Origin of the sequence: Pseudomonas sp. 32_A (assembly GCF_017490905.1) — a bacterium.
GTDB lineage: Bacteria > Pseudomonadota > Gammaproteobacteria > Pseudomonadales > Pseudomonadaceae > Aquipseudomonas > Aquipseudomonas inefficax.
Genome location: NZ_JAFGYI010000339.1, coordinates 1 through 447 on the forward strand (window position 1 = coordinate 1; position 447 = coordinate 447).

At 68.5% G+C, this 447-nt stretch carries 1 protein-coding gene; it reads left to right on the forward strand.

Features of this window, described 5'->3' with window-relative positions; all coding sequences use genetic code 11:
• The coding region (locus tag J5M58_RS26960) for a DUF333 domain-containing protein (protein ID WP_207880473.1) at positions 1–241 on the forward strand (241 nt) is incomplete at its 5' end.
• Between the last annotated feature and the right edge of the window lie 206 nt (positions 242–447).

Sequence of the window (447 nt, forward strand, 5' to 3'; positions counted from 1 at the left end):
TGCGCAGCCGTTGCCGCCGAATCAGTCGACCACGCTCGCGAATCCGGCGTCGGTGAATTGCGAAAAGCTGGGCGGCAAGGTGGTGATCCACGATGGGCCGCGCGGCCAGTTCGGCATCTGCGCGTTCAAGGACGGGCGCGAGTGCGAGGAATGGGCGCTCTATCGCGACGACCGCTGCGTGCAGCTCGATGCGCACGGCTGGCCGATCGCGCAACGCGGCGGAAAGCCCGCGTCGAAGTGACCAAGCAGCGCGGCGCGCGTTGTCCTGCCGGCGCGTTCGACGCGCGGGCGCCGGCATGAAGGGGCTCGCGAACGCGCACGCGATGTCTCGATGCCGCCGGCGCGGCCGGCCGGCAAGGCTGTAAGCCTGTTGTTATACTTTCGCTGCCCGGGGACGACCCCGGGCCGTCGATGTTCAACGGGGACGACCCCAATTGATTCATGGAG